A 722-nucleotide genomic window follows, 5' to 3' on the forward strand; every position below is an offset into this window, starting at 1 on the left:
TGTCGGTTTAAAATTTACGATATTAGGTAGTTGACGTATGCTCATATTCTATGATACATTAATGTTCGCCCGTTTGATTGCGGGTGATAGAGATTCACCGGTCAGGCAGAACTTGAATTTGAAAATAATTAAAAAAACTTATTGACCAACAGCAAGCTAGTAGGATATATGATAAAAGTCGCCGCTGAGATGCGGATGACAAACAAAATGTGATTGATCTTTGAAAACTGAACAACGAGTGAGTAAAGATTTCACTAGTGGGATCCATTGCGAAATCATCATGTACAAGCTTTGGTTTGTCGGATGATGGAGAATAACGAGAATTGAACAAATTCTCGTCAGTTAAGAAATGAGCAAGTCAAACTTTATTGGAGAGTTAGATCCTGGCTCAGGACGAACGCTGGCGGAGGGCCTAAAACATGAAGTGCGAGGGGAGTTGATGGAGGGCTTGCACTCCGGAGGGTTAGCGGCGGACGGGTGCGTAAAACGTAGGCAACCTGCCCTCAAGATTGGGATAACTACCGGAAACGGTAGATAATACCGGATAATTTATTTTGCAGCATTGGGGAAGAAGGAAAGGCGGAGTAATCTGTCACTTGAGGATGGGCCTGCGGCGCATTAGCTAGTTGGTGGGGTAACGGCCCACCAAGGCGACGATGCGTAGCCGACCTGAGAGGGTGAACGGCCACACTGGGACTGAGACACGGCCCAGACTCCTACGG

General features: G+C 46.3%; 1 rRNA gene. It reads left to right on the forward strand.

Going from position 1 to position 722, the window contains the following annotated elements:
• Nucleotides 1-365: 365 nt before the first annotated feature.
• Nucleotides 366-722 (forward strand): 16S ribosomal RNA (locus RB298_RS00985); the annotation flags it as partial.

The organism is Priestia sp. BR_2, from assembly GCF_041954005.1.
GTDB classification, from domain to species: domain Bacteria; phylum Bacillota; class Bacilli; order Paenibacillales; family Paenibacillaceae; genus Paenibacillus_AQ; species Paenibacillus_AQ lautus_A.